Raw genomic sequence first — 23,285 nt, 5'->3', positions numbered from 1 at the left:
ATGGTCCCACTCGCCACGCTGTCGCTCGCTGGGCTCGTCCTCGCGGCCTCTCTCTCGATCTGGTCGTCGGTCGCGGCCGACGACGAGTGGCCCGTGCATCTTGTCGATCGCGCCGCGGACGCCGGGCTGACACGTCCCAGCATCTACGGCGGTGTCGACCGCAAGCGATTCATCCTCGAGGCAAACGGTGCGGGCGTCGCGCTCATCGATGTCGACGACGACGGCTGGCTCGACGCGTTGGTGCTCAGCGGGACGCGACTGCGTGAGGACGCACGCACGGCGATCACGTGGCCTGCTGGCGAGGCGCCGACGGCGCGGCTCTATCGCAACCGGCGCGACGGGACCTTCGAAGATGTGACGCGCGGCTCGGGTCTCGATCGCAAGGTGGGCTGGGCGTCCGGTGTCTGTGCGGGTGACTACGACAACGACGGGCGCCTCGATCTGTTCGTGACGTACTACGGCCACAACCTGTTGTACCGCAACATGGGCGGCGGCCGTTTCGAGGATCACACCGACGCGCGCGGCCTCGGCGGCAAGGCGGACCGTTGGGGATCGGGCTGTACGTTCATCGACTACGACGCCGATGGCCGCCTCGACCTGTTCGTCGCCAACTACCTCACGTTCAGTCTCGACACCGCGCCAAACCCCGGCGAGGGCCCGAACTGCGCCTGGAGGGGCGTATCGGTCAACTGCGGTCCCAAGGGATTGCCCGCCGAGACGAACCTGCTGTATCGCAACACCGGCTCGTCCTTCGTCGATGTCTCCGATGGCTCAGGCGTCAGTCGCGTAAGCGGTCGATATTCGATGAGCGCGATCGCCGCCGACCTCGATGGCGATGACGACGTGGATATCTACGTGGCGGCCGATTCAACGGCCGCCATCCTCTACCGAAACAACGGCGACCGCACCTTTACCGATGTCGCGCTCGAGAGCGGCGCCGCGTACAACGCTCTCGGTGCGCCGCAGGCTGGCATGGGCCTGGGGGTTGCGGATGTCAACGCGGACGGGCGCCTCGATCTCGTCAAGACGCACTTTGCCGATGACATCCCGGCCCTATATCAGGCGCTCGGCAGGGGCCTCTTCGAGGACGTGGCGCTGCCTGCCGGTCTCGCTGTGGAGAACCGATTCGTGCAATGGGGTGTGGGACTCCCCGATCTCGACAACGACGGCTGGCCCGACTTGCTGTATGTGACAGGCAACGTGTATCCGGAAGTAGAAGCCCGGCTGCCGCAGTACCCGCACCGCTCGCCGCGGGTCGTCTTCCGTAATCGCGGCGACGGGCGCTTCGAGCACATCAGCGCGCTCTCGGGACCGGGTGTCGCGGCGGCCCACTCGAGTCGCGGCGCGGCCTTCGGCGACGTTGACAACGACGGAGACATCGACGTGCTCGTGATGAACATGAACGAGCCACCCTCGCTGCTCATCAATACAGCCCGCGTGAAGCATGCGTGGATTGGCGTGCGGCTGAGAGGCACGGCGGCCAACCGGCGGGGCCTGGGTTCCACCATTCGCGTGACGGCTGGCGGACGGACGCAGTCACGAGTCGTCCTCAGTCAGTCGAGCTACTACTCGCACGACGAACTCGCGGTGCACGTCGGCCTCGGCGGGGTCACGCAGGCGGACCGGGTTGAAGTGCGATGGCCGGGCGGAGACGTGACGGTCGTGGAAGCTCTTCCAGCCAACCGAATGCATGAGATCGCGCAGCTGCCTGCGGGCGCGCGCAGCCGCCGCTGAATCCCGTTGACACGTGACCAACAGGTGTTAGGCTGACGTCAATCACCTCCCAGGTAGTACAAACGCCAGCCACGCAGCCCTGCGTTTGGATGGCGGATTGCGTTGGCACGGATGCTATTGGAGGCTCGCATGCGTCGTCTCGCGATGGCCGGCCGCGGCGTTTCTGCTCCGTCGTGTGCCGCTCTCCTTGTCTTCCTTGTCGCTCTCGGCGCGCCGTTCCTGTCGCCGCCCGCACTCGGGCAGGCGGTGTACGGCAGCATTGCGGGCACCGTCACCGACAACAGCGGCGCCGTGCTGCCCGGCGTCGCGGTCACGATCACGAGTGTCCAGCGCAAGACGGTCGACACCGTCGTCACCGACGAGAACGGACGGTACACGCGAGAGCGGTTGCTGCCCGGCGCGTATGAGGTGAGGGCCGAACTCCAGGGTTTCAAGCTTGCCGTCGTACCCGAGGTGACGGTCGCTGTCGACACGCAGACGCCGGTGAACTTCACGATGGAGGTGGGGCAGGTCGCCGAAGAGGTGACCGTGACTGGCGGATCACCGCTGCTCAAGACCGATCGCGCGGACGTGTCGACGCGCTTCGAGCAGCGGCAGCTCACCGAACTGCCCGTCCTCGATCGCAACGCCACGAAGTTCCTGCTGCTGACCCCGGGCACGCAGCAGCTCGGGTGGCAGCACGCCGCGAGCGAGAACCCGCAGGGCTCCGTCCAGATTCAGGTGAACGGCCAGCACTTCAGCGGCACTGGTTATCAACTCGACGGGACGGAGAACCGCGACCCGATTCTCGGCATCATCGTCATCAATCCGACGCTCGAGTCGCTTGGCGAGATGAAAGTGACCTCGCAGAACTACGACGCCGAGTTCGGGCAGGCGACCGCAGGTGTCGTCTCCATGCAGACCAAGTCGGGCAGCAACAGCTTCCGCGGCAGCGCCTTCGAGTTCTACCAGGACGACGCCTTCCAGTCCCGCAACCCGTTCACGCAATTCCAGGCTGACCCCGTGACCGGCAAGTTCATCCCCGACACGACCAAGCACCAGTACGGCGGATCGATCGGCGGCCCGATCCAGACGAACCGGTTCTTCTTCTTCACCGACTACCAGGCACAGCGCGACACCCAGGGTGGCTCGCGGTTGCTGACGGTGCCCACCGAGGCCGCGCGTCGAGGCGACCTGAGCGCGTACGAGACAGCGATCTTCGACCCGCAAACGGGCACTCCGGGTGCCGTGGACGGCCGGCAACCGTTTGCCGGCGCCCAGATTCCGGCAGCCAGGTTGTCGCCGCAGGCGCAGAAGATCCTCGACCTCATTCCGCTGCCCAACACGCCAGGCCGCGAGAACGGCACACGCGACAACTACATCGGTTCGGGCTCCGAGACGTTTCGCGGACACGCCTTCAATGTCCGCGTCGATGGCCGGCTGACCGACTCGCTCAACACGTTCGGCCGCTACAGTCTCGGTGACTACATCCGCGACGGGCCTACCGCGTTCGGGACGGGCGGCGGGCAGGAAATCGGCAGTCTGGGCGGCGTGTCGGATGTGCGCAACCACAGCCTCGCGTACGGCATCGATTACGCGGCGTCGAGCACACTGCTTGCAGACTTCCGCTTCGGGTTCTTCCGCTACAACGTCGCCGTGCTGCCCTTCGACTACGGCACCACTCCGGCCGCCGACGCGGGCATCCCCAACCTCAATCTCGACTCGACCTTCACGTCGGGACTGCCCGCAGGCTTCGTCGAGGGCTCACGTGGCGCGTTCAACTTCGGCTCGGGACTCGGTGTGAACCGCTGTAACTGCCCGCTCGACCAGGACGAGAAGCAGATGCAGTTGGTCGGCAACGTGACCAAGATGCTCGGCTCGCACACCTTCAAGGTCGGCGCTGATGTCCGGCGCGCGTACAACCTGCGCGTGCCCAGTGACAGGCACCGGTCGGGCGAGCTGACCTTCAGCGGCAACCGCACCTCAGGTCCGACCGGCGGCGGGCTCGGTCTGGCGACCTTCCTCCTGGGAGACGTCACACGCTTCACCCGCTACGTCAGCCCGAGCACGGATGCACGTGAACGCCAGTGGCGGCAGTTCTACTACGCGCAGGACACGTGGCGACCGCGGCCGAAATTGACCGTGAACTACGGCCTGCGCCTCGATGTCATCCACCCGCAGACGGTGAACGAACCCGGGAATGGCGGTTGGCTGGACCTCGACACTGGCGAGATCCTCGTTGGGGGTGTTGGCGGCATCGGCCTGAATGGCGACGTGCGCAACCGCCTCAACTGGGCGCCGCGACTCGGCGCCGCGTACCAGGTCGACGAACGGACGGTGCTGCGCGCCGGTTACGGGCGAAGCTACGACATCGGTGTCTTCGGCTCGCTCTTCGGCCACAGCGTGACGCAGAACCTGCCCGTGCTCTCGGTCCAGGAACTCAACGCTCCGTCGAACTTCGACTCCGTGTTCTCGCTGGCGCAGGGACCGTCGGCCCCCGTCTTTCCCGAGGTGCCGGCAAGTGGGCGCTTCGCGCTGCCCAACGGTGTGTTCAGCCGCGCATTACCCGAGCAGCAGCGGCCGCCGGCGGTCGATGCGTTCAACGTCACGCTTCAGCGACAGCTCACCAGCGTCATGTCGGCGGAAGTGGCCTATGTCGGCAATCGCGGCCAGCGGGTGTTCGCCGGTGACGGGCCTGCCGTCAACGCGAACGAGGCCACGCTCGACGGGTACCTCGCGGGCGTGCCTGTAGACCAGCGACGCCCGTTCTTCCTGGGCCTCACGACACCCGTCGAGAACCTCGGCGGCCCGTTCCGCTGGACGCAGGGCATCGATTACTTCTGCAACTGCGCCAACAACTGGTACGACTCGCTGCAGACGAAGCTCGAACGCCGCTTCTCCAATGGCTACGGTTACAGGGTGAGCTACACCTGGCAGAGCGCGCGCGGCGAGGGAGGCCAGTATTTCTTCTTCGACCGCTCGTTGAATCGCGGCGTGCAGGACTGGAATCGCACCCACAACCTCGTCGTCTCGCTGGTGGCGGAAGTACCGTATGGACGCGACAAACGTTGGGGCTCGACGGCGAGTCCCGTCGTGGACGCCATCCTCGGCGGGTGGCAGTTCAACATGAACAGCACGTTCCTGAGCGGACTGCCGTTCAACGTCGGCTACAACGACTCGGGACAGGACCGCGATACCGGACCCGGTCGGCCAGATCTGATCGGTGACCCGGACGGACCGGAAACGCGCTCGGAGTGGTTCAACGCCGCGCCGATCGGCGCGTCCGACAGCGCCTTCGGCCGACCAGCAAAGGGGACGTTCGGTTCGCTCGAACGTAACGCGCTGCGCGGGCCGCACTTCTGGCAGACCGATGCTTCGCTGTTCAAGAACCTGCACTTCGGTCCAACCAACGTGCTCCAGCTGCGGATCGAATCGATGAACGTGTTCAACCAGGTCAACCTCGGACTGCCGGATTCCACCGTGGGGGTGCCGGGCAACCTGAACCCGAACGCCGGCCGGATCAACTCGACGGCGGGACCACAACGCGCGTTGCAGTTGGCTGCGCGGTTCTCGTTCTGAGTTCGCCGAGCGCGAGCAACAGCCGGAGCCACAACCCGGGGCGGCGCTCCCTCGACGTCGCCCTTCCGTTGTGCGACCTCTCAGCCAGGCATCTTCACGGAACGGCCACCGCCGAGCAGTCGGCCAGTTCCATCGCGAGCGTCCCGTTCGGCACGAAGTCCCTAGCGCTGTCGAAGTTCAGCGTCCCGACGAGGTCCGCGCTGGTGATCCCGGAGATGGTGAAGTCGTTGGTCGGGTCGGCGCTGGAGTGCACCACGAGCCCCACTGAGCAGGGACCGAGAACGAGCCTCATGCTGACCGCAAGACGGCCCTGAACTTCCTGTCGTCTCATGAAGGGGAGAACGCTGTGAAATACTCGAGACAGTCGTTGTCGATGGCAGCGCTCATGTTCCTGTTTTCGCGCAGCGCACATGCCCAGAATGAACCGATTATCTTCGAGGCCGAATCGGCAGCATCGATCAGCTCATTGTACTCCACGGGAACGCAGAACGGCGCCGGGTACGTGACGATCATCAATGACTCGCCGAGCTTCGGTCCGCCAGCGACACAGGAAGGTGCACTCACATATACCGTGACGTTCCCTGTCGCGGGGAACTACGAGCTGTACGTGCGCCTGCTGGTCGGCCCGGGCGGCGGCAGCGACGACAGCTTCTTCACTGGCAACGGCTTCGGCGACAGGGTTGCCACGGCCGGACCCTGGACGCTCGTCAACAACTTTGCGGGCGGGTACACCAACCCGAACGAGACAGTGCGCAACGCCGGCAGCGCCGGCAATCAGGTCTTCAAATGGTTCAAGGTCACCGGATTTGCCGGACCGAATCCATGGGTCGTGCCCGCAGGCAATCTCACACAAACCTTTCAGTTCGCAGGCCGTGAGACCGGTCTGCTCATGGACAAGTTCGCGTTCGGCTATCAGGGTTTCTTCTACACCGTAGGCAACCTGGATACGGGCTCGGCGCCTACGGGTACACCGCCTCCACCTCCGCCACCGCCCTATGATCATCCAGGACCACCGATGGCGACTGGAAAGGCCCAGTTCGTCGGTAGCGCTTGGAGCCCGGGGCAAGCGAGCCTGCAGTTCGACCGATACTTCAACAAGGTGACGCCGGAGAATGCCGGCAAGTGGGCCTCTGTCGAGGCGACACGCGATGTGATGAATTGGACCGACGCCGATACGGCCTACAACCTGGCCAAGGCGAACGGCTGGCCGTTCCATTGGCATGTGCTCGTCTGGGGCAACCAGCAACCGCTCTGGATCGAAAACCTACCGCCTGAAGAGCAACTCGAGGAAATCAATGAGTGGTTCGCTGCCATTGCGGCGCGGTATCCCGACCTCGATTTCGTTGAGGTCGTGAACGAGCCGCTACATGATCCGCCGTTCGGTCCTTCCAACGGCAACTACGGCAACGCCCTTGGCGGCGCCGGGGCAACGGGCTGGGACTGGATCATCAATGCCTTCACGCTGGCCCGCCAGTACTTCCCGGCAGCGAAACTGATGCTCAATGACTTCAGCATCACCAACGACAGCAACGCAACGACGCGCTATCTCGAGATCGTTCAGCTGCTGCAGGACCGCGATCTGATCGACATCGTCGGCGACCAGGCACACGGGTTCTCGACGACGGAACCCGCCCCGATGCCGACGCATCGCGCGAATCTCGACCGGCTCGCTGCAACGGGACTACCGATTCACATCACGGAGTTGGACATCCCCGGCAATGACGATCCGGTGCAGCTGGCGAACTATCAGCGGATCTTCCCCGTGTTCTGGGAGCATCCCGCGGTCGCGGGCATAACGCTCTGGGGCTACCATCAGAATACGCACTGGCGCCGTGCATCCGGCGACTGGCTGATGTATGCGAATGGAGCACAGCGCCCTGCGCTGACATGGCTCGTCGCGTATGTCGGGAACACTCAACCTCTCATTCCGGCCAAGCAGAAATTCAAGATCGACGAACACTCGCCACAAGGGACTGTCGTCGGCACGGTCAGAGCATCAGACCCGGATACCGATCAGATGCTCTCCGGATGGCAGATCGATGGCGGTAACGGAGCAACGCTCTTCGAGATCGACCCGGATACGGGTGTGCTGAGGGTGGTCGATAGCGCCGCGCTCGATTTTGAAAGAAGGAAGAAGTTCTCGCTGCAGGTCTCTGTGACGGATGGCTATCGACGCAGCGAGCGGAGCGCCATAGAGATCGAGCTCAGGAACATCCCGGAATGAGAGCGTGGTGCTTACACAACGTCATGACTGTCGATGCAGCGCGCCTCAACATCGATCACCGCGCTGCCATGAAAGGGCGCCGCCTTGCGCGCGCTCGTGAAGAAGAGCCCCTGATGTTCGGCGTCAGCTCGCAGGGACCATCATTCGGTGCGTCCTGTGTGGACCTGAGGCGCCTCGGGACTGGTCGCGACCCATCCGGTGAAGAGCTGGTAGCCGAGCGCGAGTAGCGTGGCGCCGACGAACATGCCGAGGATGCCCGCCGCGGCCATACCGCCGAGTGCGCCGAGAAGGATGACCGGCATCGGTGCATCCACACCGCGGCCGAGCATCAACGGCTTCAGGACGTTGTCGGCCATGCCGGACACGACAAGGAGGACCGTGTAGAGGATCGCGGCGCCGGTGCCGTAGTTGCCACTCACCCAGAGGTAAGCAATGGCCGGCAGCGTGGCGATCAGCGCCGGAACCTGCGCGATGCCGAGCACGAGGACGATGACCGCCAGCACGCCTGCCCAGGGTATGCCGGCGATGAGCAGGCAGATCCCGACGATGATGGCCTGCAGGAACGCGACACCGAGCACACCCTTGGCCACCGCGCGGATGGTCGCGGTGGACAGGTCGACGAGGTCCGCTCCGCTCTTTCCCTGGACTCTCTCGAAAATCGCGCGGATCGCGCGCGCTCCCCCGTCGCCGAACGCCATCATGATGCCGGCGATGGCGAGCGAGGCGAGGAACTTCAACAGCCCGCCGCCGATGCCGGCCACGAAACCGAGTGCCGCGGAGGCCAGGTTGCCGATCTTCGGCTGCATGCTCTGCACCAGGGCGGGCAGATCGGCGTGCGCCTTCGTCCAGAATGCGAGTACCCGTTCGCCGACCAGCGGCCACTGGGCCACGCTTGCTCTTGGCGGCGGCACCTTGAGCGTGTTGTTCTGCACGTCGTGGATCAGTCGCTGCACCGAGTCACCAAGCGAGCTCATCAACGCCGCCGTCGGGACAATGACGACAACGATTCCGAGCAACACGAGCAGCGTTGCGGCCCATCCCTGGCGGCCGCCGAGCCTCGCGGCAACCGACTGATGCAGCGGGTAGAGCGTGACGGCCAGAATCACGGCCCAGGTCATCAGGCTCAGGAACGGAGAGAACACCTGATAGCAGAGCATCGCCAGGGCCAGGACGAGTGCGGCGCGTATGAGGACGTCGAGAAGGAGGGTGGAAGCTCGCCTTTCGAACTCGGCATCGGGATCGGGCAATGTGCTCACAAGTGCCTCCTCAGGCAGGTTCCTGGTCCGTCGTGCGTCGCGGGACTCGGACATTCTATCGACGCGCCCCACCGCCAACAGCTCGGCTTTGGCCCAGCGGGCGCGATGATACGCGAATCGCGCCGCCTCACAACCCTCTTGGCACCTATACTCGGCGTTCGTAGACCCGCCAATTTCCCACCCGATAGTGCGTCTTGTACGTCGGATGGACCCTCGACTTCATCCCACGATAGTGCCGCGGGGCCGCCGGCAACCCAACATCGACAACAGTGACGAACGACGGAGATGGATGGAAGACCTGCTGGCGACCATCCGGATGCGCCCTCGCGTATTGGCGGCCGGTGCCGTGTACTTGCGGCCGATGGCGCTCGGTCCGATTGGGCAGGGCACCTGGGTATTGCTCGAGCACCAGCCACAAACGCCCGAGCAAAGCGCAGCGAACCCGGTGCTCAACTACCAGACGGCAACGCCGGACTATTTTCACGCGATGGGCATCCCGTTGTTGCGCGGCCGCCTTTCACGTCAGCCGACGACGCTTCGTCAGAGCGCGTCATCCTGGTGAGCGCCGGCACCGCCGCACGGCTCTGACCCGGCGAGAACCCGATTGGCAAACGCCTGCTCACCTCATCATTCGACCGGCGTGAAGGCGCGCCGTTCAGCGTGTGGCGACGCGTGATTGGTGTCGTTGCTGACGCGCGCTACCGAGGCCTCGACCAGCCCTCTCTCGACCTGTACGACCCTGCCGCGCAATCGGCGTTACCGGCTGGTGACCTCATCGTCCGGACTGAAGGGCCCGCCGTGGATAGCGCAACGATGATCGTCGAGGCGGTGCGGGCATCTCGGCCGGGAGTGGTCGTCCACGATGTGCAAACGCTCGACGCGATCGTCGCTCGAGCGACGGCACCCTGGCGTTTCGCCGCCTGGGTCTTTTCGCTGTTCTGCGGCGCTGCGTTCGTCCTGGCCCTGCTGGGACTGGTGAGCGTGGTGAGCTTGGATATCGCCTACCGGCGGCACGAGTTCGCAATTCGCCTCGCGCTCGGTGCGCCATCCCGCGACATCGTGCGCCGTGCGGCGAGCACGGCGGCGCTGCGTGTCAGCCTCGGCCTGGCGTGCGGTCTGACGGCGTCATCGGTCGCCGTCAGCTCGCTTCGCGGGCTGCTCTTTGGCTTCACACCCTTTGACTGGGTGACCTACACAGCTGTGACGCTCGCGGTCCTGTTGACCGCGACGCTCGCAGCCTTGGGGCCGGTCTACGATGCGCTACGGACCAATCCGGCCGGCGTCTTGCGCAGGGGTTAGAGGCTGCGGTCAGTGGCGCCCGTGCCGAGCACTCGGGCGATCACGATTCTTCCGGCGATGCGTGCCACAGCTTGCCGACGCGCTCGCCTTCTTGCCGAGCAGGGGACGCGGGACCAGATCCCGCCGCTCCCTCTCGGTCGAGGTGCCGACGGTCTTCACGCTGACGCCCGCACTGATCCTGTTGGACTGGGCCCGTGTCGAGGCCGTCTCACAACGGGTGGGCGCGCTCATCTCCCTGCGCAGGTGTGCGCCGTGGTGCTGGTGACGGATCTGACGCAGTATGGGTCCACCGCACGTTTCACACGGTGGGATTTCTGTGGCCCTTCCACGCGATTCACCACTCCGTCGAGGAGATGGACTGGCTGGCAGGCTCACGGCTGCACCTGGTCGACGTGATCCTCACGCGCGGCCTGACCTACGTCCCCATCTTCCTGCTCGGGTTCTCGCGGCCCGCGCTGCTGGTGTACGTGTTTCTCGTCGCGGCGCAAGCGACGTTCATCCACGCCAACGTGCGGTGGACACTCACGCCCCTGCGGCGCCTCGTGGCCTGGGGTCAGGGACAATACCTCGTCCTTGAGGCCTGATCGTCCTTTGCCCTCACACGCTTCAGTTCCTGGTGGACCCGCGAGCGAGTTATCGAACATTGCGCCGGCGCCAGCCCGTGTTGCACGCATACAGCAGCGCACCTCCCGCCAGCGCTGCGGCTCCCGTTGTCACTTGCTCACGCGTGGCTCCCGCGAACATGGCCAGCGAGATCGCCGTGGCCGCGAGGGGAATCGTCGCGCCGAAGGGCAGCGTGAATGTCGCAGCGGGAAATCGCGGCTTGCGCAAGATCAGCGTCGCTACGGACACTCCTGTATAGGTGACCAGTCGTGCGAGGGCGCTCACGCCGGCCAGCAGGACGAACGATCCTGTGAGCGCCAGGACGAGGGCAACTGTGGTCGAGAACCAGATCGCGACGACGGGAGTACGGTGGCGCGGATGAATCCGCGCGAACCCGCGTGGTACGTCGCCGTTCTCGGCGAAGGCAAACAACATCCGCGACGCCGCCAGCGAACCGCCGACATTATTTCCGATCATCGAGATCACCGATCCCGCGCCGATCATGAGTGCTCCGGCCCATCCCAGGAGTACCCGGGCCGATGCGACAAGCGGAGCCGCCGAATCCGCCTGGCCGGGAACGGTCGCCACGTACACGGCCTGCGTCGCAGCCATGATGAGCGTGGCGCTGAGCACCGTCGCGCCGAGGGCGAACGGCACCTCGCGCTGCGGAAGCCTGACTTCGCCGGCGATGACCGCCACCGATTCAAAACCTCCGTAGGCAAAGACCAACAATAATCCGGCAGTGATCGCCTGCTCCGGCGAGACGGCACGCAGCGGCGCCATCGCCCCCCAGTCGGCCAGAAGCAGACCGCCTGCAATCAGAACAAGCAGCGGAATCAGTTTGCTGACGGTGAAGAAGTTGATCGCCCCGGCGCTCTGGCGAATGCCCTTCGTGTGCCAATAGCCGATGAGAAGAGTGATCGCGGATACGATTAGGGCGCGCCCACCTCGCCCGGCCGCAGCCGGCCAGGCCGCCGTCAGCGCGCTGGCGATGCCACTGACGATGGCGGCCTGGCTGGACACGCGTACGAACCACTGCATCCAGCCAATTTCGAAGCCAATCAGGTTGCCGAATGCCGCGCGCGCGTAAATGTAGGCGCCGCCCGTGTCCGAGAACCGACTCGCGGTTTCCGCGTAGCACGCGGCGATCAACAGCATTGCGAAGCCGGCGAGAACGAAGCCAATCGGACTCCACGTTCCGATCTCCGTGGCGAGGGACGCGGGCAGCAGAAAAATCGCCCCGCCAATGACCTGATTGACGCCGATGGCCGTGAGGTCCCAGCGGCCGACCGCGCGGCGAAGCGAGACCGGCGACGTCGCGGCCGATCGAGGTAACGCAGCGATGGGCATGGCACGCGAGATGTTAGGGCATCTTCACCAATTCGCGGCGACCGAGCCCGATGGATAGGTGAGCCGGAGCCCTCCGACGTCCACGGACATTCTGGACTCTCTTGCGCGAGTTCTCGTCACTGGCACCGCGAGGACGACTGCACCGATGTCGACACGGGACGCGGGACACGGTTCCCGCCGCCTCCCCTATTCCTCCACGACGGGGGTCGATTCAGGAGGACTGCGGTGCACGGGAGTGAACTCGGGGCGAAGGGACTAACTGCGGCTATTGCAGGGGTTAACACCAGAAGTCGCGTGCCCGCAATGACTTGCACGGTGGAGGGGTCAACCAGGTCGACTCCCGCCGCCTTCCACCAATTGTCCACAGCGGTCCACAAGCGTCCATGGCCATACATGGGCGTCCAGCCGCTCAACGTACCGTGATCCCGCACGAGAAGGACCGCGGCTACTTGTAGAACTCGCCTGTGCGCGCGATCCTTACTGCGTCTCCTCCGGAAGCTTGGGCGCAGGGGCATCGTTCAATTTGCCGAGCTGTCCACGAAACCGGCTTGAGCGCCAAACCCCGACATCATGTGTCCGATAGCACCGGTCCAGGCATGTCGGTCACACCCGGGCTGAAGCTGCGGTGAGACGTACTGCGCCAGGCATCACGAACCTGTCCGGACATCGAGCACGTCAGGGGATGGGGCCCCGGCGCTGATGCGCTGCCGAGGCGATCACACGTCCCCGGAGCTCTGCCGCGCGCGGTCGACAACATCTGTTCTCGTTCAAGGTGGGTTCGATGACGAACTCTTCGGCAACAGTGATGGAGCTGCTCGTCGTGACGGGGGCGTACGCCGCGGGCCTCGTCCTCGTTGTGTACCTCACACGGGCAGGTCAGCGGCGTGTAATGGGGGCGTTGGCCGGGGGTGTCTCAGCGGCGGTCGTGGGTCTGGTCGCGAGTGCTGTGGCTGAAGCGAATGATTGGTGGCGCATCCCGGTTGTGCAAGCGGTGTCGGGCCGCGCCGTGATTCTCGCCGGGCTCGCGATCTCGACGGCACCGGTATATCTCGTGACGTGGCCCGTGGCGTGACGTTTCGGGACGGCTGGCCTCACCGTCTGTCTCGTCCTGGCGGCAATTGTGGGGCCGCCGCGTGACTATGCGTTCGCGGCGCAGTTCCCGAACTGGATTGTCTTTTCTCCTGGCATGGCACCGGTGCTCGCGGTTGGCGGCACCTACGTGCTCTGGATTGCGCTCGGCCACGGGACGATGCGTCTCATCGCTGGCCCGGCCGGCGCAGATACCCTGCGGCGGGGACACCCTCAGCGTTTGTGAGATCGACTCCCTTGCGGGGAGGTACAGGGCCGCTGGGCTCGCAGCCCAACAGAGAGTCAGGTGTGTGTGCGCCGCTCCGGGGTCGAGTGTCAGCGCACATCGAAAGCTCGCTTCCGCCGCCCCCTACGTGCTGAGGGTCGATCGCGGCACCGCGCCGGCATCACTGGTTCATCAAATAGCCTTGCAGCCGCGCCTGTGCATTCGCTGTGAAACTGCTATTGGGTTTGCCCACAGAGGCGCCGAGACACACGATCGCACCGGGCCCGGCCACGACACCCGATTGCAGGTGGCTCTCCAACGCCAGCGCCTGCGCCGACGCGCCGGCGGCATTGAGTTGCGCACGTGCTTCGAACGACTGCGTCTGTCCGACGCCCTGAATCGTAGCGCGCATGGTGGCGATGAGGCCGACGTGCGAGGAGCTCCAGACGGCGGGAAAGCTTGCGCTGACGACGCCCTGCATGTCGGTCAGCACCAGCACCCGTCCGCGCGGCACGGCAAACGGCACTCTCGTACCATCCGGAAGAATCCGTTGGGTCGACGTCCCGAACGGGCAGTCTCCGGGTTCGCCGAAATCATTTTCGAGCGTCACGTAGTCGGCCGCGACCGGGACCGCGGCCACCGGTACTGGTCTCGCCTCGCTGTTGATCACCTCGACCAGTTGCGGCTTGAGGGACTGGCCGATGACCTGGCCCGTGTTGCTGGCGATCAGCGTGAGCGCCAGTAGCAGTATTCCTGCTGAGGCGACGAGCAACTGCATCAGTCTCTTCATGGGACCTCCTCATCTGAGGTCTGGCACTCACCCACTAGCGATGCACCAGGGTCAGCACGAGATGTGTCGCGGTGGGCGGGTTCTCCGCGGCGATGGCGCTGCCACCTGCGCCCAGAACTTCGACGAGGTGAGAGCCGCGTGGAAGGCTCCCAAAGAAATTGAACGCGACCGCCTTGGTGGGATCGATGAACTGCTCGTCATCGTTGACGGTACTGGCGTCGATGGCGACGAACACCACCGGTGTGGTGAAACCGATCAGCGGCGACTGACCTTGCAGGGGCACGCCGTCGATACGCACCTGGAACACGACGAAGTTGTCGGTGATTCTGACCTGCCCGCTGAGGCTCGCGATCACACAGCCGTCTGCTTCGGTGTGGATGGTGGTCGAGAGCAGCGGCTGTAGAGTCAACGTGTCGGAATACGGCGTGGTAATCACGTGTCCGGCAGGCTTCGTCACGGCGGCGATGCTTTTCGCCTGCCCCTGGCATTGGACCTGCGGGTTCCTCGCATCGACCGTCCACGCCGCTGTGAAGAGAGCCGCCGCCAGCGCGATCCGCCGTGTCCTGTTGTTTCGTTGGTTCATGACTTGCTCCTCGAACGGTGCCGAGCCTTCCTGACGAGCGCCGGGTGCGTGGACGCGACGCTCCCTCGTGGTTTGCCTGCGCCTTGCGGAGTCGGCGCGCTTTGGGCGCGCCGGGACAAGAGTGACTCTCAGGATGTGACCTGTGAGCTGCCTGGCCAATCCCCTGAGCAGGTAGGTATCTGCTGTAGACACTAACGAATGCCCGGGGAGCCTGCGTTGGCGAACGCCCGAGCTCGACACTGCTCGCCACGCCGGGATCACGTGGGCGGCGGTACACCCGAAGGACGTTTCACTCGACGAGGAGTTCCAAGTCGTGCACTTCGACATGAAGACCGGCAAGATGCTGGGCCGCATCCCCGGCCGGTCCCACCAACTCGGCATCGGCTTCGACGGTAGTCTCTATCCGGCCACCCGAAGCGCGACCCTGATTGTCTACCGGCCGAAGAAGTAGTCCTGGAAGCCAGCGCATAGCGGCGTTGGTGCATGGCTCACCCTCTGCGGGCGCCCCGGTCAGTGGTGTTCAACCGGGGGAGTGCGATGAGTAATCGGATGAAGGCCGCCGTTGCACGCTGGAGGAGCCATTGTCGCCGCGGATCGCGCAACGACCCGGACGCGGAGCGGACGGCCAAGCCCAGCCACGCGGCAGCAGCGCCGATCAGAGCCGGGAATACCTCGGCGCATCCATCCAGGCGCGCGACCAATGCGGCCGGGCTCAGGTGCATGTAGCGCTGCGTGGGTCCGGTTCGGTCGCAGCGAGTCCTTGAATGCCTGTTCGAATCCGGGGTGGCGCAGTCAGTGACATGGCAGTGGTAGCTGCACGGTCTTCAGCAGGCGAACGTACCGTGCGTCTGCCCGCAAGCGGTCGAACTCCGGATCGCCGAGCATGATGACGCGCATGACGCGCTCTTGCACGGCACGTTCGAGGTAGGACAACGCGGCGTCATGATCGCCGATCCCGGTGAAGGCGATGCCCAGGTCGAATGGAGACACGTACGCGTGTCGTGCCCGATCGACGAGACCTGAGACCGTCACGCGCGCGGCAGAGAGGTCGCCTGCACGCGCTTCCGCAAAGCAGAGCGCGGCCTCCCACAATCCCTCCGGACCGCCGAGCGCTCGCGCACGCCGCAGGCTGGTGACGGCTTCAGCGTGTCGGTTGGCACACAGGTACGCCCGCCCCAGATACAGATGTGTGAGTGGTGCGAGCGGCTCCAGCGTGACCGCCCGTTGCGCATGTTGCACCGCCCGCTCGTATTGCCGGGCCGCCAGGTAGATGTATGGGGCGAAGGCCGTGATCGCGGGCGACGCGGGATCGGCATGCCGCGCGCGCTCGACGTGCCGAATGGCGTCGGCGTGGCGACCGAGGCTCGCCAGCAACTGTGCGTACCACTGGTGAGCGGTGGCGTAGTCCGGACGCAGGGCCAACGCGCGCCTGTAGTGTCGTTCTGCGCTGGTCCAGTCCCACTCGTAGCCTTTCAGGACCTCGGCATACGCCGTGTGTGCTTCGGCGAGGTCCGGTGCCAGCTTCAACGCTCGCAGCGCCGCCTGCCGACTGGCCGCGAATGCCGTGTGCGGGTCACGCATGCCCCAGATGCCGAGCAAGGCATGCGCGTCCGCGAGTCCCGCGTCCCCCAGACCCGATACGGGGTCGAGTTCCACGGTCTGCTCGAAGTAGCCAATGCTCTGGTACAGGTCCGGCGTCGTCCGGCGATTCCACAAGTAACGGCCAGTGGCATAGGCCAGGCGAGCGTCGGCAAGTACGGGCGCGAGCGTCCCGGCGGCTCCGGCACCGGTCTCGCACTGAACGGGACAGATGAAGCGATAGCCGCGTTTCGTGATCGTCTCGACAAAGCGCGGGCTGACCAGCGAATCCCCGAGGGTCCGGCGAAGCTCGCTGATCGCCTTGTTGATGCCGTCGTCGAAGTCGCCGTATGTCTGGTCGGGCCAGAGCAGCACGCGGAGCTGGTCTCGAGACACGACCCGGCCGGCCTGCTCGAGCAATGTCAGCAGCACCCGAAGGGGCTGGTCGCGCAATGCCATGCGGGAGCCGCGCTTGCGGAGCTCGCCGGAAGCCGCGTCGACTTCGAAGACACCGAAACGCCACTGTGCCATGCGCTCACCTCAGAATCACCGCGATCGCCGGCGGCCCGCACGGCAGCCAGTCGTACAAGTCGCTGGCGGACTGTAGGTTAGCCGTGCAGGAAGATGCAAGCCGTGTGAAGGCGGGAGAACGGCGCGTTTGCGGCTACAGTCCGCGCATGCACTCCTTTACGGTGGACGGTACGGATCTGGGCTACTCGGACACGGGTCAGGGCGCGGCGGTGTTTCTCGTGCACGCGGGCGTGTTCAGCGGCTGGTTCCTGCCGGTGAGCCAGTCAGCCGCCCTCGATCAATTCCGCGTCATCAACGTCCGTCGCGCGGGCTATGGCGAGCACGTGCCCGAGCATGTGCCGATGGCGACGCACGCGGCCCATCTAGCCAGCCTGGCCGACCGCCTCGGTATCGCGAAACTGCATTTCGTCGGGCATTCGTCCAGCTGCCAGATTGGCCTGGCACTCGCGCTGCAGCGCCCCGACTTGGTCGCCAGCCTGGTCCTGCTCGAGCCGGCCCCGGTCGGCGGCTTCGCCGTCCCTGCCAGTGCCCATCTCGCCGAACACATCGTCGGGCCGGCGATGCAGGCGTTCGCCTCCGGCGACATCGCACTCGCGTTCGACACGTTCATGAGCGGCGTCTGCGGGGATCAGCACCGCCCGGTGATGCAGGCGAGCTTGGGGGAGGCGGGCGTGCACGAGGCCGTGCAGCAGTCGTCCTTCTTCTTTCGCGACGAAGTCCGGTCAGTCGTCGCCTCCACCTTCACGGAGGACGACGCGGCGCAGGTGAGACAGCCGGTGCTCCTCCTGGAAGGCGACGACAGCCACACGCTGGGCCCGCTCGCGGCACAAGTCACGGAACTGGCCAGGCGTCTGCTCCCCCACGCGGAGATGGCCTACGTCCCCGGCACGACGCACATGATGCCGCTACAGCAACCGCAAGTCGTCGCGGAGCTCGTACGGAACTTCATCGTTCGTCAGCGTAACGGTTGATGCGCGGCGAGGCCATTTCCGCATCGGTCGCCACGCGGGCGTCCCTTCTTCAAACGCGTCGTCGGTCAACGCCCGCTCGTCCGAACCATCGGCACGCATCACGTCGATTTCGTCTCAAGCAGGCACGGGATGGGTGGTTGTGGGGCGGGCGGCGCCAGACATGATCATGTCCTTCCATTCGCCGACGGTGCGGTCCGGCTACTCGGCCTTCACGCTCAAGTCGTGAGTCCGGAACGCTCGTGATCAGAAGGACATGAGCAGTAGCTCAACTCCGCCCTCGCCCGCTGTCGGTAGTCAGACGGACGCGATGGGTGACGGACGCTGCACGGAGGACGCCGTTGTTGCCAAACGGCGCATACCGAAGACCGTCCCCCCATATAATCGCGTCACTCTTGGCACTCGCTCCCGGCACCCGTCTCGGCGTCTACGAAGTCATCGCCCTGCTCGGTGAGGGCGGGATGGGGCAGGTCTATCGGGCCACCGACACCAAGCTGAAGCGCCAGGTCGCCATCAAGATCCTGCCGCCTTCCGTTGCGGCGGATGCCGACCGGCTCGCGCGTTTCAACGCGAAGCGGAAGTCCTCGCCTCACTGAATCATCCAAACATCGCGGGTATCTACGGCCTGGAGGAAAGTGGGGGGGGTGTCCGCGCTCGTGATGGAACTGGTCGAGGGTGAGGACCTCGCGGAACGCATAGCAAGAGGCCCCATCCCGGTCGACGAGGCGGTGCCAATCGCGAGGCAGATCGCGGATGCCCTCGAAGCTGCTCACGACCTGGGCATCATTCATCGCGACCTCAAGCCGGCCAACATCAAACTCCGTCCCGATGGCACCGTGAAAGTGCTGGATTTCGGATTAGCGAAGGCACTCGATTCGGCGCGTGGGGTGATCGACGCCTCTCAGTCGCCGACCCTCACCAGTCCAGCCATCACGGGGATCGGCGTCATTCTGGGCACGGCTGCGTACATGAGCCCCGAGCAGGCGAAGCACCAGGCTGACAGGCGGAGCGACGTATGGGCGTTCGGCTGCGTGCTCTTCGAGATGTTGGCCGGCCGCCGCATCTTCCGTCTCGACTGCGCGATGGTCGCTCTCGACGGGCGGCGGGGAGGAACCGGTGTGGGGCAGAAACAGCCAAACGCTGTTCTATCGCAAGGGGCAAGCGGTGATGGCCGTGGCCGTGCGCGGCGCGACGCCCGCCGACTGGGGAACACCGGAGAAGTTGTTCGAAGGTCCGTACCTATTCATCGGCGGACCGACCATGTTCGACGTCGCCCCTGATGGGCGATTCCTGATGCTCAAGCAAAGCCGCGGCGACGGGGTGACCCTCACACCTGACAACGTAGTCGTCGTGCAGCATTGGTTCGATGAACTGAAGCGCCTCGTGCCGACGAAGTGAGTCGTTGGTGCATGGCTCGACACTGGACTGGCATTCCCCAACCCACAGCCTTGTCACCGACTGATCCATCGCGCCCGGAATCGGCGTGGCCGGAGCGTCGAGGCGAGCCGTGCCTGTCGTGTGCTGGATCGGATGACCGCGCTTGGCAGGCCCGAGGCACGATCAACGACGTGGAAACGCTCGGGCCGCGTCAATGGCAGAAGGCCTCGGGCTATTATCGGGCGGCCCGCGCTGTGCACCAATGCCGCGGTCGGCCGTGGCGCATCGGCCCGAGCGTCAGAACTCGGTTATCTCGGAGCCGTCCTTGAGCCGCGCGAGGCGGAACATGACGAACTCCTTCGGCTTCAACGGGGCGACGCCGATGAGGCAAATCAAGCGGCCATTGTCGATGTCGTCCTGAGTCATCGTCGTGCGATCAATCGTCACGAAGAAGGCCTCCTGCTGTGTCGCGCCCATCAGAGCACCGCTCCGCCACTGGCTGCCCAGGAACTGCGTGATGGCCTGTTTCACACGCGCCCATAGCCGCTCGTCGTTCGGCTCGAACACGACCCACTGCGTGCCCTCGTCGATCGACTCACCCAGGAACAGGAGCAGACGACGCACCGAGATGTATCTCCACTGACTGTTGCTCGAGGCGGTTCTCGCGCCCCATACGAGAATGCCGCGCGACGGGAACAGGCGCACGCAGTTGACACCGTGCGCGTTGAGTATGTCCTGCTGCTGATTGTTGATCTGGAATTCGAGCGACCGCGCGCCGACCACGATCTCGTTGACCGGGGCCTTGAACACGCCGCGTTCGACGTCGGTCTTTGCGTAGATGCCCGCGATATGGCCCGACGGCGGTACCAACGAGTCCTGATCGATCAACGGGTTGAACACATTGATCCACGGGAAGTAGAACGCAGCGAACGCGGTGTCTTGCGGCGGGCGGATCGCGGTGATGTTGGCCAGCGTGTCGGTCCCCGGCGCGGAGTGCAGGATGGCGAACCGATCGCGCAGCAACGTGCAATGCGCGATGATCTCGGTCGTCAGGTTGGGGATGACGTGATGAGCAGGCGCGATGAGGATGGCGATCTCGTCGATCTGTGCGAAGCCCTGCAGGCCGGTCTTATAGGCCGTGCTGTCGGGGAGCGGCGGCAGCTCGCGGCCGCGATAGTCGAGGACCGTCACTGCCGATCCGTTTGCGCCGGCATTGCCGAGACTTGCCAGCATCACCAGCGCCAGTGGCTGCGGGACGCCGGGCGCCAGACGCTGGGCCCGCAGCAGGCTGGAGCTGCCGTTGAGGCGTCTTTCGTAGAAGTCGACCGAGTCCGGGTCGGCCACGAGGTTGTCGTAGATTTCGAGCAGGGTCGGCTCGCGACGGTCGGAATTGGTGACGTGTTCGGCCGCCGTCGGATCGATCGGCGGATCGGTTGGCGGCGCCACGTCCCAACACATCGCGGTGAGCTTGAAGTGCGTGGCCGGCTGCCCCGCGATCTGGAGACTGCCCGGCTCGATCTTGACGGCGATGCGGTTGCCCCAGTCGCCCGGGCCGATGGCCGACAGGCGGAGAGTCCCGTCGTGATCGCCGAGCGCGGCGACCGCATCGGCCGCCGCGATCCGGGCCACCAGCATGCGCCGGCCGCCGTTCATGAAGAACCCCTCCACGGCAAACGGCAGCGTCGAGATGTCCACCGACAGATAGCCGCCGTAGATCCGCTTGAACTCCTCGAACCCGGTGATCAGACGGGGTTCCAGCGGGCCACGCGCCGTTTCTCCCAGACAGCCTGCGGTGCTCGTGGGCACGCCTTCGATCGGCCGCGGCCCCGGTTCGATCTCGTCGATGTGGACTCCTGGCGACAGGTACTCAGGCATTGCCGTCGATCTCCGGCGTTGGCGCATGGCTCACACTGGACTCGTACCACCCAAATCACGGATCGTCACCGACTGATCGCAGACGACTCGGGTCTGCCAAGCCCGGTCATCCGGTTGAGGACACGGTACGTCAAGCTCGCCTCGATCCGAGATCCGAGAACCACTGCTGCCCGGGACGGCGGCACGCCCTACGCGGCCCTGGCGGCTGGCGAGAACCACAGGTCAGGTCGCCCCGACTGACGAGGGCGCGCTCGTACACCCGCCAGTTCCCCACCCGATAGTGCGTCTTGTATGTGGGATGCACCCGCGACTTCATCCCACGATCATGCGGCGTGGGCAGTCACCACCCCAAGGGCTCAACGGCCGGCCAATCGACGGCGGCCCAGCAGCCGTGCACCAACGCCACCCTTGGCCACGCGCGCCTCCTATAACCACCGTCGAACTGCGTCGACAGTATCAGTCGGTTTCGTGTTGAAGCCGATCCGAGCCTTGGGCGCGAACTCGTGGACGACGTTCAGGAGCTTCTCGAAGAGCAGGAAGTACTTTGGATTGGCACGCACTCCAGCGCCGATTATCACGCAGCCGTAGTCCTTTGCGCGGAGCTGGGACGCCACTACGGTCTCTGCCGTCTCGCCGAGATCCACGAAGCATCCATCGGGCTCGTAGCCAAGCCCTCGAAGGCGTTCGAATTCCGCCGCAATGCCGGCGTTGACCGCCTCGGCGGTCAAGTTCGTCGGTGCAAGCTCGGGCGACGAGAAATCCAGTAGTTTTGGATCGAATCCAATTATCAACACGCTCTTATCGGTCGGCATCGGTCGCCTCCACTCTGTTGCGCTGTCGGGAACGACGGATTGGACCCGGGACCCGGTAAGCGTCCGTATTCTTGGAGACGTGAAGCCCACGTAAGGCAGTCCTATCACAATCGCATTTTCAGGGTAGCAGGCGCCGAGCTGCCGGGCGAGATCCCCCTTGGTTTGAGTGCGAGTCCCTGCGGTGAACGTGGAAACCGGCGGCCGTCGCGTACTGGATCGCGAGGTAGCCGAGACCGCCGATATCACCGACGGTGACACTGCCGCCGGGCTTGGGACTCGACCGGCGTCGCCGACGTCGCGATGCGGTGGGGCTTCCTGCACCTGTCACGGTTCGCACGGCAGCTCGAACGCGGCCAAGCCTGATCGCCGGCTCGAACGACTCGCGCCGTGTTGCAGTAGCTCGCGGCGTTGGTGCATGGCTCGACCTAGAGAGGCACTTCCCCAACTCACGGTTCGTCACCGAGTGATCGCAAACGACTCGAGCTTGCCAAGCGCGATCATCCGATTCAGGACGCGGCACGCCAGGCTCGCCTCGACTTCTCGGCCACCACCACTACGGGCCCGAAGACCATCGCTAATGATGGACTTGTAGCGGAAGAAGGCATTCTCGACGCGGACCTGCCGGTTGTAGCCCGAGGCCTTCTGCCATTCGCGCCGACCGAGCGTTTCCACGTCGGTGATCGTGCGATCGTGCACACTCGAGCGTGGTCCGTGGCGCGACACCTTTGCCGTCCTGATCGGCGGCACGACCACCTGTGCGTGTCGCGCGCTCGCGGCCTCATAAAAGCCACCGTGTCGTAAGCCGCGTCCGCCGTGACGCTGGCGATACCACCGGCCGCCGCGCCGATCAGGTCAATGCCCACGGTTGCCTCATCGACCGTCGCCTCGGTCAGCGCGTGCGCGACGATCATGCCGGAGCGGTCGACACCCAAGTGCAGCTTCTTCCAGCCTCGCGTGCCACGGCCGCCGTGTTTCGCCGCCGCCCACTCCCCTTCACCCACCACTGAGAGGCCCGTGCTGTCGACGATCAGATGCAGCGGTCCTGTGGCGAGGGTCTTGTGCCCCGCCACGTTCAGCAACTGCTCCCGCCGCGAGAGCGTCGTGTGGTCCGGGGCGTCGAGATTGGTGCGCATCACGGTCAGGATCGACCGGAGGAAGCCCTCCGTTTGGCGCATTGGCAAGCGAAACACGAGTCGGAGGGTCAGCCCCGTCTCGATGGCCAGATTCGAGAAACGCTGCTGTCCGCCTGCTCGACCGGACGGCGGAACTCCCGAGGCAACCCGAGCGTCTGGGGACAGCCACAGTGTCACGTCGCCCCTCCTGACGAGAGCGCGCTCGTACGCCCGCCAATTCCCCACCCGATAGTGCGTCTTGTGCGTGGGATGCACGCGCGACTTCATCCCACGATCATGCGGCGTGGGCGGCCGACACACGCCACTGGTCCCACACCGGG

22 protein-coding genes and 1 pseudogene are annotated in these 23,285 nt (G+C 65.2%); 13 read left to right on the top strand and 10 right to left on the bottom strand.

Annotated features, from left to right (window positions below; genetic code table 11):
- Nucleotides 1–1,734, top strand: coding sequence for a CRTAC1 family protein (locus LuPra_RS12875; RefSeq protein WP_110171121.1), 1,734 nt, complete (start codon nucleotides 1–3; stop codon nucleotides 1,732–1,734).
- A 129-nt stretch (nucleotides 1,735–1,863) separates the two neighbouring features.
- On the top strand, nucleotides 1,864–5,292 hold the full coding sequence (locus LuPra_RS12870) for a TonB-dependent receptor (RefSeq protein WP_162271371.1): 3,429 nt from the start codon (nucleotides 1,864–1,866) through the stop codon (nucleotides 5,290–5,292).
- 94 nt (nucleotides 5,293–5,386) lie between these two features.
- On the opposite strand, the gene LuPra_RS31850 is transcribed toward LuPra_RS12870, so the two are convergent.
- Complete coding sequence (locus LuPra_RS31850) at nucleotides 5,387–5,584, bottom strand: hypothetical protein (RefSeq protein ID WP_157899104.1); 198 nt, start codon at nucleotides 5,582–5,584, stop codon at nucleotides 5,387–5,389.
- 54 nt (nucleotides 5,585–5,638) lie between these two features.
- Between LuPra_RS31850 and LuPra_RS12865 the strand changes: the two genes are divergently transcribed.
- Nucleotides 5,639–7,516, top strand: coding sequence for an endo-1,4-beta-xylanase (locus LuPra_RS12865; protein WP_157899103.1), 1,878 nt, complete (start codon nucleotides 5,639–5,641; stop codon nucleotides 7,514–7,516).
- A gap of 140 nt (nucleotides 7,517–7,656) precedes the next feature.
- Here LuPra_RS12865 and LuPra_RS12860 read toward each other — a convergent pair whose 3' ends face one another.
- Nucleotides 7,657–8,772 carry an AI-2E family transporter gene (locus LuPra_RS12860; RefSeq protein ID WP_234800865.1) on the bottom strand — a complete coding sequence of 372 codons (1,116 nt, stop codon included), beginning with the start codon at nucleotides 8,770–8,772 and terminating at the stop codon, nucleotides 7,657–7,659.
- A 289-nt stretch (nucleotides 8,773–9,061) separates the two neighbouring features.
- Between LuPra_RS12860 and LuPra_RS12855 the strand changes: the two genes are divergently transcribed.
- The 3 genes from LuPra_RS12855 (at nucleotide 9,062) to LuPra_RS12845 (ending at nucleotide 10,655) form a co-directional block, all read left to right on the top strand.
- Nucleotides 9,062–9,334, top strand: coding sequence for a hypothetical protein (locus tag LuPra_RS12855; protein WP_110171117.1), 273 nt, complete (start codon nucleotides 9,062–9,064; stop codon nucleotides 9,332–9,334).
- A gap of 251 nt (nucleotides 9,335–9,585) precedes the next feature.
- On the top strand, nucleotides 9,586–10,071 hold the full coding sequence (locus LuPra_RS12850; RefSeq protein ID WP_157899102.1) for an FtsX-like permease family protein: 486 nt from the start codon (nucleotides 9,586–9,588) through the stop codon (nucleotides 10,069–10,071).
- 194 nt (nucleotides 10,072–10,265) lie between these two features.
- Entirely contained in the window at nucleotides 10,266–10,655 is a 390-nt protein-coding gene (locus tag LuPra_RS12845) for a sterol desaturase family protein (RefSeq protein WP_110171115.1), read from the top strand.
- A gap of 49 nt (nucleotides 10,656–10,704) precedes the next feature.
- On the opposite strand, the gene LuPra_RS12840 is transcribed toward LuPra_RS12845, so the two are convergent.
- Entirely contained in the window at nucleotides 10,705–12,024 is a 1,320-nt protein-coding gene (locus tag LuPra_RS12840; protein WP_110171114.1) for an APC family permease, read from the bottom strand.
- Between the two features lie 781 nt (nucleotides 12,025–12,805).
- On the opposite strand from LuPra_RS12840, the gene LuPra_RS12835 reads away from it, so the two are divergent.
- Entirely contained in the window at nucleotides 12,806–13,096 is a 291-nt protein-coding gene (locus LuPra_RS12835; RefSeq protein WP_157899100.1) for a hypothetical protein, read from the top strand.
- Between the two features lie 48 nt (nucleotides 13,097–13,144).
- A complete protein-coding gene (locus tag LuPra_RS12830) occupies nucleotides 13,145–13,339 on the top strand; it encodes a hypothetical protein (RefSeq protein WP_110171112.1) in 195 nt (64 codons plus the stop codon).
- Between the two features lie 160 nt (nucleotides 13,340–13,499).
- On the opposite strand, the gene LuPra_RS12825 is transcribed toward LuPra_RS12830, so the two are convergent.
- Nucleotides 13,500–14,096 carry a hypothetical protein gene (locus LuPra_RS12825; protein ID WP_157899099.1) on the bottom strand — a complete coding sequence of 199 codons (597 nt, stop codon included), beginning with the start codon at nucleotides 14,094–14,096 and terminating at the stop codon, nucleotides 13,500–13,502.
- 46 nt (nucleotides 14,097–14,142) lie between these two features.
- Nucleotides 14,143–14,691 carry a hypothetical protein gene (locus LuPra_RS12820; protein WP_110171110.1) on the bottom strand — a complete coding sequence of 183 codons (549 nt, stop codon included), beginning with the start codon at nucleotides 14,689–14,691 and terminating at the stop codon, nucleotides 14,143–14,145.
- 313 nt (nucleotides 14,692–15,004) lie between these two features.
- Between LuPra_RS12820 and LuPra_RS31845 the strand changes: the two genes are divergently transcribed.
- A complete protein-coding gene (locus LuPra_RS31845; protein WP_157899098.1) occupies nucleotides 15,005–15,142 on the top strand; it encodes a hypothetical protein in 138 nt (45 codons plus the stop codon).
- A 341-nt stretch (nucleotides 15,143–15,483) separates the two neighbouring features.
- Here the strand turns inward: LuPra_RS31845 and LuPra_RS12815 are convergent, their stop codons facing one another.
- Nucleotides 15,484–16,800, bottom strand: coding sequence for a tetratricopeptide repeat protein (locus tag LuPra_RS12815; protein ID WP_110171109.1), 1,317 nt, complete (start codon nucleotides 16,798–16,800; stop codon nucleotides 15,484–15,486).
- A gap of 146 nt (nucleotides 16,801–16,946) precedes the next feature.
- On the opposite strand from LuPra_RS12815, the gene LuPra_RS12810 reads away from it, so the two are divergent.
- From LuPra_RS12810 to LuPra_RS31840, 4 genes are all read left to right on the top strand, one after another.
- Nucleotides 16,947–17,771: an alpha/beta fold hydrolase gene (locus LuPra_RS12810; RefSeq protein ID WP_157899097.1), complete on the top strand. Its 825-nt coding sequence runs from the start codon at nucleotides 16,947–16,949 to the stop codon at nucleotides 17,769–17,771.
- 392 nt (nucleotides 17,772–18,163) lie between these two features.
- Nucleotides 18,164–18,364 carry a protein kinase family protein gene (locus LuPra_RS12805; protein WP_110171108.1) on the top strand — a complete coding sequence of 67 codons (201 nt, stop codon included), beginning with the start codon at nucleotides 18,164–18,166 and terminating at the stop codon, nucleotides 18,362–18,364.
- A 48-nt stretch (nucleotides 18,365–18,412) separates the two neighbouring features.
- Nucleotides 18,413–19,048 (top strand): serine/threonine-protein kinase, encoded by a 636-nt coding sequence (locus LuPra_RS12800; protein WP_157899096.1) that lies wholly within the window; start codon nucleotides 18,413–18,415, stop codon nucleotides 19,046–19,048.
- Nucleotides 19,029–19,166, top strand: coding sequence for a hypothetical protein (locus LuPra_RS31840; protein WP_157899095.1), 138 nt, complete (start codon nucleotides 19,029–19,031; stop codon nucleotides 19,164–19,166). Before LuPra_RS12800 ends, LuPra_RS31840 begins: the two co-directional genes overlap by 20 nt.
- Before the next feature lie 276 nt (nucleotides 19,167–19,442).
- Here LuPra_RS31840 and LuPra_RS12795 read toward each other — a convergent pair whose 3' ends face one another.
- The 4 genes and pseudogenes from LuPra_RS12795 to LuPra_RS34455 all read right to left on the bottom strand — a co-directional run.
- Nucleotides 19,443–21,020: a phage tail sheath family protein gene (locus LuPra_RS12795; RefSeq protein ID WP_110171106.1), complete on the bottom strand. Its 1,578-nt coding sequence runs from the start codon at nucleotides 21,018–21,020 to the stop codon at nucleotides 19,443–19,445.
- 425 nt (nucleotides 21,021–21,445) lie between these two features.
- Nucleotides 21,446–21,832 carry a hypothetical protein gene (locus LuPra_RS12790; protein WP_110171105.1) on the bottom strand — a complete coding sequence of 129 codons (387 nt, stop codon included), beginning with the start codon at nucleotides 21,830–21,832 and terminating at the stop codon, nucleotides 21,446–21,448.
- Nucleotides 21,833–22,288: 456 nt separating this feature from the next.
- A complete protein-coding gene (locus LuPra_RS33195) occupies nucleotides 22,289–22,555 on the bottom strand; it encodes a hypothetical protein (protein ID WP_234800864.1) in 267 nt (88 codons plus the stop codon).
- A 56-nt stretch (nucleotides 22,556–22,611) separates the two neighbouring features.
- A pseudogene (locus tag LuPra_RS34455) lies at nucleotides 22,612–23,232 on the bottom strand (IS5 family transposase); the annotation flags it as partial.
- Nucleotides 23,233–23,285 lie beyond the last annotated feature (53 nt).

This window comes from Luteitalea pratensis, from assembly GCF_001618865.1.
In the GTDB taxonomy this organism is placed as follows: Bacteria; Acidobacteriota; Vicinamibacteria; order Vicinamibacterales; family Vicinamibacteraceae; genus Luteitalea; species Luteitalea pratensis.
Note: the sequence above shows the minus strand (reverse complement) of the source record. Positions and strands in the feature narration are given on the sequence as shown.